The sequence below is a fragment of the Arthrobacter sp. I3 genome, from assembly GCF_000520575.1.
GTDB classification, from domain to species: Bacteria; Actinomycetota; Actinomycetes; order Actinomycetales; family Micrococcaceae; genus Arthrobacter; species Arthrobacter humicola_A.
Genome location: NZ_AZSB01000530.1, coordinates 1 through 7,973, shown reverse-complemented (window position 1 = coordinate 7,973; position 7,973 = coordinate 1). Strand labels below are relative to the sequence as shown.

Genomic DNA, 7,973 nt, shown 5'->3' with positions numbered 1-7,973 from the left:
AGACAATCCACAACGACGGCAGCTTGCCTTCCGACGCGTCCGCGGTGGCAACGGTGTTGTCCCGGTCGGTTGGCGTCGGTCGCGTGTCGTTCACCAACTGGCAATGGATCAATGCCGCCCTCGGGCGCAACAGGAGGGATCTCGCGGTGTTTGAGATCATGTCAGAACTCGAATTGGAGGGATACCTCACCCGCAACATCGACGACCGGTTTGGCTGGCCCTATGGGTGGTCGCTCCTGATTCCGGCAGCAGGGCTGTGAAAGTGATCCCGAGCACGATTTTGAGTACGCCGTCGCGTCCGTTGCAGTACAACAAAGCCATCGCTGAATCCGACCTTGTCCGTGGCGTCCGCGCCACGTGCTGGGATCTCGCCACCTTCGCCGACAACACGGGCAAGGCGTGGCCCTCCGTGAAGAGGCTCGCGAAGGCCACAAGGGCTGTCCGAGCCCGTGGTTTCCACGCACGCCGGCACGGCAGAATCGAAGGGCTACCTGTGCGAGGAACGGCGCTTCAATAAGTCGATTATCTACACGATTACCATTCCCACCGTTGAAGATGCCCGGACTCCCAGCCTTGCCGAGGCGGCGCCGGAGCCTCCGCCGTGGATACGAGATACCGACGACGAAGTCGGCGGTTCGCCCGCGGAGAGCTAAAGACCCTGCTGCAGTAACCGCGGGGTACCCATGGAAAGTCGCTCCGTGGGTGCCCCGGAAATTCGCAAGTGGCACCGCGACAAAGTCTGCACCTTCCTACCCCCTTGTCTGTTCTACCTCAGTTGGCATGCGCCTTCCCGAGCGTGTACGTCCGACGCCGTCGACGGGCGGAGGCGGGGGATGACCTTGCCTTTGGGGCAAGGCCATTGCCCCGCCCGAAGAAAGGGCGGCACCAGACCTGACCCGAACTTGCCTGGTCCAGTAATCCGATGACCCTTGCCTCAAGAGCAACGTCATCGGCGGAGCGTGGCACCGCTCCGCCGAATTCCACGATCGGTTGCATAGCCCAGTGCCGATCACGACCAACCCGATTAGGAACCCGAGGTGACCATGAAAAATACCATGTCGCGGAGCGCGCAGGACCCTGTTGAAACCCTCTGTAAAGCGAGAATTTTTGATACGACGAAACGCCGCTTTGGGCGTCTGGGACTCGGCCACCCCGGCGCAGCCCGGGCGGCCCGGGGGCCACCAGTTGGGATTCTCCCGGATCGATCCCCCTGTCACGAGTGCCAGCAGATTGTCGACAACTTCCCTGCCACGGAGCCGCGGGGTTTTGGCGGTCCCACTCTCCTCGCCGCGGCGCCCCGTTCTTCTCCTCGGTTCACCCCGGAACGGCTCTTTAGCGGCCTTGGGCCAGGCATTTCCGACAACGGCACAGACCAATGGCGCCCGGAGTTGGTCGTCGCCTGACAGCGTCAAGAAGGGCGCTTTTGGAGGTGCTCCAGAACAGCCCGGAGGCTCTCCTGTTCGGTGCTGAGGAAGGTTGGCCGACCGGCAAGGAAGTGCTAGTGGCGGCCATGATCGAGGCCGAAGGCTGTCTCGCCAGGAGCCGATATGACCTGTCCGCCCAGAAACGCGAAGAGCGCTTCGGCCGACACGTTCCCTGCTCCGCTGGGGCTACGCAGGGCTTGGACTACCGGCGCCCACAGCCATCACCGTATGCCCCGGATGCCCTAACTCTTTCCGGTTCGAGGGGGCCAATCGGCTTCATGATCCCTTGATTAGGCGGGTGCGCCGCGGCGCGGCACGACGGTTCGGCGCAGTTATATAGGACAAAGTGAGGCGCGAAAATGGCAAGGCCGAAGGCATTGTACGGGCGGAGCTGCATCACTTGCATCAGCACACTTCCCCGGCATCAGCGGCCGCGACCGCACTATGCCAATGGATTATGCGAAGCACTACCGCCGCGAGCAGCGGAAGAAGCCTCAGTGCAGCGCTGACGGCTGCGGTGCAAGGTTGCAGTCGGGCCATTCCCGCCAGGGGTACTGCCGGATGCATGAGCCTCTGCTGCTGAAGGAACCCCTGCGCACGCCGGAGGCGATCGGTCGGACACTGGATAAATTCCGATCCCAGATCTTGCCCGCCCGGTCCGGCCTTGACCGCCTGTTTGGGTGTTGGCCTTGGACCGGCCGGCGCAACAAGGCCTCGCCGGGCTTCGACGGCGAGCTGCGCCCGGGTTACGGTCTCATCAGCATCGGCAACAATGACTGGCTCGCTCATCGGTTCTCCTACGGCAACTTTGTTGGCGGTCACAGATCCGGCTTGACGCTGGATCACGTCTGCCGTAGTTCTTTGTGTGTTCGACCCGATCACCTGATGCCCATGACTCAGCGCCGCAACAGCGAACTTGAACACCGGCGGGCAGCAGACGATACCGAAGCGGTACTGGTGGATCTCAGTAAGATCCCGCACATGCACCCGCGAGTCACGCTGTGGGCGATGTTGAACGGGCTGCCCATCGGAAGAGCAGAACCCGGAGGCGAACCGTTCGCCTATGGACTGGATGGTCAACCTGTTTCGAACCACCCCGGTCCCAACGCATTCCCATCGGTGGGCGATCTGTTCCCCTCGAGGCCGTAGCGAAGTCCGGACCGCCGAATGGCACTTCCAGCTCTTCTGCCCGGGCAAGTGTTCGTCTGGCCGCTGATGATGTGACCATCAGAAAGTGGGGTTCAAGATATGTCTGAGCCACCGGTGCCAGTTCCGCGGCAGCCGCCAGCCACCCACGTGCAGTACAACGAGCCGCCGCCGCACCTGCCGGTACCACGGAAACGCGGTGTCCCCGCATGGGCGCGGTTGCCCATGGGTCTAAGTCACTGTCACTGGTGGCAGCAGTGAGCTCTATCTCGATCATGGTCGGCCTTAGTCTGGGCAGCGCCCCAGTGACGTCCACCGCTCAGGCGACTCTCGTCGGCAAGGTCGGCCCCTTCCGTGCTGGTCCGTCTAGAAGTTATGTTTGGCCATGGAATCGTTCTTTACGGTGGTCGGCGTAGGACTTTGCTATTTGCTCGGCATTAGCGCGCTTTTGATGCTCATAGCCTTCCATAAGCCGAAAGAGTTCAAACTGGAGCCGCTGACGAGCCCGAACGCCGTAGCGGCCCCTAATCCGAAGCCGGCGGCGCCTGGCTACGTGCGCAAGTGGTCCGGCGGACGCCGGGCTGCTGCCCGCCGCGAGCTGTTCCTGTGGCAGGAGAACTTTGACATGCAGGTAGCTGCGGCAAATGCGGGCCGCCGGGCCGGGGGTCTACATGGAAGTAGCACAGCCCCGCCGGGATCCGACGGGTAAGGTGTTCCGTCCCAAGGCTCAAAACCATGCCGTCGCTGCGCCCGATCGAAATCCCCAGTCGGCTGATTCCAGGTTAGCAACCTATTACGGTTGCTTTTGAACTCGTACGCGACCGTAGGCGCTATCACGCGCGGGGCGGGGAGAACAGGTCGGGTGGGGGTCACCCCACCCGTTGGACCAACCCGCCACGCCATCAGGCGGCAGGCATGAGCTGAGGGTCCCCGCGAAAAGATCGGCGTCCGCGAGCACCACGGGGCCGCCGGTCGTCTGCTGAGCGGCGTTGTAGTTCATCTCGACAAGGATATGGACGTCGATATCGACGTCGTGGTTATCGGTCTCAAGGCATCCGGAGTACCCCAGCACCGGGCGACCATTATTCACGCGAACGGCCACTGGGGGCTGCGCTCCGGAACTGCTATCAAGACGCTCGATGAGCGCGCGACTGGCCGGAGTCAATTCCGGTTTTGCTGACCTGGAGTCGTTACCCGAGTTACTCCTGCAACGGCTCGTTGTAGGATTCGCAGCGCCGGCGGGCACCGGCGCCGGCGTCTGCTCCGACGAGGATTCCGCCCGGGTTTCGATCCAGACAGTTCCGACGGTCAAGCACCAGGCCGGGGAGAAGACTTCGCCCGTGCGGGCCACGTAAACCGACCTTCGGCGAATTATCATGTGCGCGGCGGAATTCCGGCTCGACGCGTCCAACGGACCGAGATCCTTGTCCTTCTTGAGTGCCTTGGCTGAGCGGGCCTTGCAGCTGTTTGCATGCGCGGATGCTACCGGAATGGCCCGCAAAGCATTCGTGAGTGCATAGTACAGCGACGAACCGGCCGCTCTTCCATAGCGATTATTATGCCTGCATCCACATTAGGCAGGACGACTCCAACTCCATGTACCTGCGGCAGTCAAGGGCCGAGGTGGGGCTTCTACACGTACAGAAGTCCCAGGATGCCGATCTCCCTCGTAGCCTGGGCAGCCACGGCCACGACGATGGCCCACTCCGAACGGCACTGACCGACTGGCGCAGAGGGGCGCTAGAGGCGCTGGCCGTACGCGATGACTGGGAAGCCTCGCCGGGACGCCTGTCCGGGTGAGCCTGACCGGCAACCGTGCCCTGTGCCAAGAGACGTAGGTGCACCAACTCCCAACGCGTGGTGGACAGCCTCGGTGCTGCTCTGGCAATCGCTGGCAGGCCGGAGAACGACAACGGCGAGGTCGGCGGGGTCCTGGCTTCGTCGGCTTGCCGCTGGCGAGCGCTGCGGGGTTGCGGTCCTGCTGACAGAGCACAGGACCAAGCGTGACACCCGACGGTTAGGCCCGAAGGTCCCGGAGTGGGCCGTCGCGTCCGAACTCGCCACTCCGTCTGCAGCAGTGGCTGATCCGCAACGTCCAGGAGTGGAAGCACCGGGTCCGGGTCGCTCCGGTTTTGATGCTGCCAGGAGTCGAAGCAAAGTGAACTTGCGTGGAGAGACGTGGGGCTGGTTCACATCAGACCCACCCTCCGCTTCAACCACCGGTCGAACCTATCCGGGAAGGAGCGGGTGAACTTAATGACGAAGATGCCAGCAGCGGTGGCCAGGACCACCACCAGCGGCCCGACTATGTTTGCACCCAGGGGCGTCTGGCTCCAGGCGAGGAAGCCGTTGATGAAAGCGAAGAAGTCCATATCCAAGAAGCTAGCCGCAAGACGGAGGATTCCCCATCTTCGGGAAGCCAGCTCCTGTGGATAACCTGTGGTCTAGCTGTTGATACCTGTGGACAGCCTGTGGCCTACCCTGTGGAAAACTAAAATCTTTCCGTTCAAAAAAGCGTCTGAACTGGGGACACAGTCTCATCGGGACATGGACACAAAACTTTTTTAGGAATTTCTGTCCACAGGTACGTCCACGCGGTCGGGCGTGGCACGGGAAGGCTTGTGGTGAGAATTTTGATGGTGGTTTCATGGAGTTTTTTCGGTCTTGACGGAGAGTCGAGAGCCGCCGCAGGAGCCGGAAATGATCAGGACCCAGGGCGCCGAAAGCTTCGCAGCGCGGATCGCCAGAGCGTCCGACGTCGGGCCGGTCCAGGTCCGGGTCAATGTGGCTGGCCCACGCCGGGACGGACTGCCGGAGGCAGTCAAGATTCGCGCGACGCTCGAACACAAAGCCGCCTAGCGCGAACGCACCGAGACAGCACCGCCGGGCGTCGTTGCGTGTGCGGGGTCTCGCGCATCGTCCGGCATGACTACCCTCGCGTTTGAAACCAAGGCGCTGGAGACCCTGTCCACCGGGACAAAGGCAACGAGACCAGTCGGGCCCTACGCCGCTTCGATCGGGTCAAAGCAAGAGGGTGGGCGTGCATCACCGAGGAGGGCTCCGGCGCCGTTGACTTCGACGACGAGGACGAGCCTCGGGTCACCTGCTGAATTTCTCCATCTGGAAGGCGAGGACGATCTCCTGGCCGACCTGACAATTCGGACCCCGAGGGAAAGTTCAACGACCACTTCGGCATGGTGGGGGACTTCCTGGTCTGCGCTGGAGGGCCCATCGGCGGCCCTGTGCTGTTTTCCTTTGACGCTCTGAAGCATGTCCTGGGTCTGAAAGGCCCTGGAGAGGCCGTGCTGTCGATTTGGCGCGAACGACCATGCGCAAGTCCTGGCCCTGGCCCGAGCGGCCGCCTGCTACCGCGTGACTTATGCCGATACCACCCCACCACCGCTTAAGTGGAGGATTTCGTCCACCATGTTGACGTTGCGGGCCACGTCGCCCCATCGTCAAGAACGGGCGGGTTCTAGCGGATCGTGTCGAGGATCCCTGTGCTGCTGCTCACGCAATGGCGGCTATCACGGCTGAGTTGAACCTGACGTATTGTGCTGCGCGCATTATGATCTCGCTGTTCTCTTGCAGCAGCCCGAGTGCCCGGTTGCAGTTGGGGCAAAGTAGGCCCCGGATACAGTTCCCGCATGAAGCTGCGCCCGGGCAGCACCTATGGTCATGATCAACTGCGAGACGGCGGCCGATTGGCAGCAGCGCGGGGCAGATTGCGCAACATCCGTTCTGCGAATGCAGCAGGGCCTCGTAGTGGTCAAGGTCGATGCCGTATTTGGCCTTCAATCTGTTGGAGGCCTGGCATCGCCGGCACAGGTAGTTCAGTCGATCGGAAGCTGAAGACGACATGCTGAAGTCGGCTGTGGGCTTCCACTTATCGCATGTGTTGCAGAGCTTGTTTCCGGACGGGTCACGGTCAAGTACCGATTTTCCACGGTTTGGCTTCGCAGTCAATTGAGTGAGGGGCTGACCGTTCTGGAGTTGCCGCCAATGGTGATGGCAATAGCCCTCACCGCTCGGAGCGTCGTTATAGCGACATCCCGAGAATCCGCACCGGGTAACCTCACCGCTCTTCCGCACCAGCTTCAGTGGCTTCAGATCTTGCCCCTTGCGATGCTGCGCCAAATGACCGCCGCAGAGACCAAGGGTCTTGTTCTGCAGAGAGCGGCCGCACAGGGCGCCGTCTGACCCGGGGCCCACGCATGGACCGTCCGGGGTATTGACCCTCCGGATCCGCTTGAGGACGCCGTTCTTCTTCTGCTGTCGGGCGTGCGCGGAGCAGAGGAAGGTGTCCCGGTCCTCGGCGGCGCGGCCGCAAAGCTCATCGCCTTCACGGCCAGGGCCATTGCATAAGTCTGGTAACGGCGGTAGCCGCAGCTCTATGGGCCCCATGAAGCCGCGGCTTTTTAGCTGCGCGCTATGGGTCCTACAGAAGCCCTCGTCCTGGCCCACAGGGCGACTGGAGACGCGGCGACCACAAACGTCATCATTCTGGCCCGGGCCTACGCACGTGGATTTGGACGTCCTGGTCCTCAACGGCTGCAGGGCCCCATGTTTCTTTCGCTGGAGGTTGTGCGAAACGCACAGGTCGGAGCTTCTCGACTCCGTCGGCTTCCCGCAGAGCGGTTGGCCCTCCCGGCCGGGGCCGGAACATGCGCGTGGTCCCAGTGGTCTCACCTCGTCTATGGCGCCCGCTAGACGGGCCTGCGCGCCAGAGCCGTCGCCCGGCGTCTCCCGCCCGCCACTGAGATCCTCCGCATTTGTTGACTTCATTGTCTCCACTCTTCTTTTCTGGAGTTTCATGTATCACTAGTGGAGCAGACAAGGCTGACATTTTTCGTTGGCATTGATTCATGCCCACTCGCCCCCACCAGTCTTCCGAGGAGCAGACTCTTCGCTGGGCTGCCCGCAGGGCGATGGTCGGGGCGCGAATACGAGAGCTCCGCCTTGACCAGGCGCTCTCCCAGGAAGCTTTGGCACTGGAGTCCGGGTTGAGCCGCAACATGATCATCGGCATCGAGTGGGGCAAGAAAAGCGTGGCCTACGAGCGCCTTTGGGATATCGCCGACGTGCTTGAAGTTCCCATCACCGAGCTTCTACTCTCGCCAGATTCAGCCGCGAAGGTTTCCCCATACCGAGGCGGTCGGCGACCCATGGGCGGGTAGCCCGCTATGCAGGCTTCAGGTCGGAGGCAACGGTATGGCGCGGTCCCAATCGTCGGCGTCCTGGGCACTTTCCCTTTGACCTCCCTCGCCGGTGCGGATGGTGGCGGGGATTCCTCGGTCGGTTTGTGCTCCGTCTATGAACACCGCCCTATTTGGCTACTACTGATGTTGGCGCCGAGGTCCTGGAGAAGGTCGTGAAGCCGGACTTGGACCCGGTGACCTTGAC

General features: G+C 62.4%; 7 protein-coding genes. 6 read left to right on the top strand and 1 reads right to left on the bottom strand.

Annotation, left to right across the window (positions count from 1 at the left end):
• From Y706_RS29070 to Y706_RS0102075, 4 genes are all read left to right on the top strand, one after another.
• The coding region (locus Y706_RS29070; RefSeq protein WP_028275286.1) for a hypothetical protein at positions 1–260 on the top strand (260 nt) is incomplete at its 5' end.
• A gap of 189 nt (positions 261–449) precedes the next feature.
• Complete coding sequence (locus tag Y706_RS0102095; RefSeq protein WP_028275285.1) at positions 450–653, top strand: hypothetical protein; 204 nt, start codon at positions 450–452, stop codon at positions 651–653.
• 1,221 nt (positions 654–1,874) lie between these two features.
• A complete protein-coding gene (locus Y706_RS28590) occupies positions 1,875–2,573 on the top strand; it encodes an HNH endonuclease family protein (protein WP_043434220.1) in 699 nt (232 codons plus the stop codon).
• A gap of 1,136 nt (positions 2,574–3,709) precedes the next feature.
• Positions 3,710–3,925, top strand: coding sequence for a hypothetical protein (locus tag Y706_RS0102075; protein WP_028275281.1), 216 nt, complete (start codon positions 3,710–3,712; stop codon positions 3,923–3,925).
• 834 nt (positions 3,926–4,759) lie between these two features.
• Here the strand turns inward: Y706_RS0102075 and Y706_RS0102065 are convergent.
• A complete protein-coding gene (locus Y706_RS0102065; RefSeq protein ID WP_028275279.1) occupies positions 4,760–4,942 on the bottom strand; it encodes a hypothetical protein in 183 nt (60 codons plus the stop codon).
• A 328-nt stretch (positions 4,943–5,270) separates the two neighbouring features.
• On the opposite strand from Y706_RS0102065, the gene Y706_RS28585 reads away from it, so the two are divergent.
• Both Y706_RS28585 and Y706_RS23085 read left to right on the top strand, forming a co-directional pair.
• Positions 5,271–5,429 carry a hypothetical protein gene (locus Y706_RS28585; protein WP_156945042.1) on the top strand — a complete coding sequence of 53 codons (159 nt, stop codon included), beginning with the start codon at positions 5,271–5,273 and terminating at the stop codon, positions 5,427–5,429.
• A 2,006-nt stretch (positions 5,430–7,435) separates the two neighbouring features.
• Complete coding sequence (locus Y706_RS23085) at positions 7,436–7,747, top strand: helix-turn-helix domain-containing protein (RefSeq protein ID WP_043434218.1); 312 nt, start codon at positions 7,436–7,438, stop codon at positions 7,745–7,747.
• Positions 7,748–7,973 lie beyond the last annotated feature (226 nt).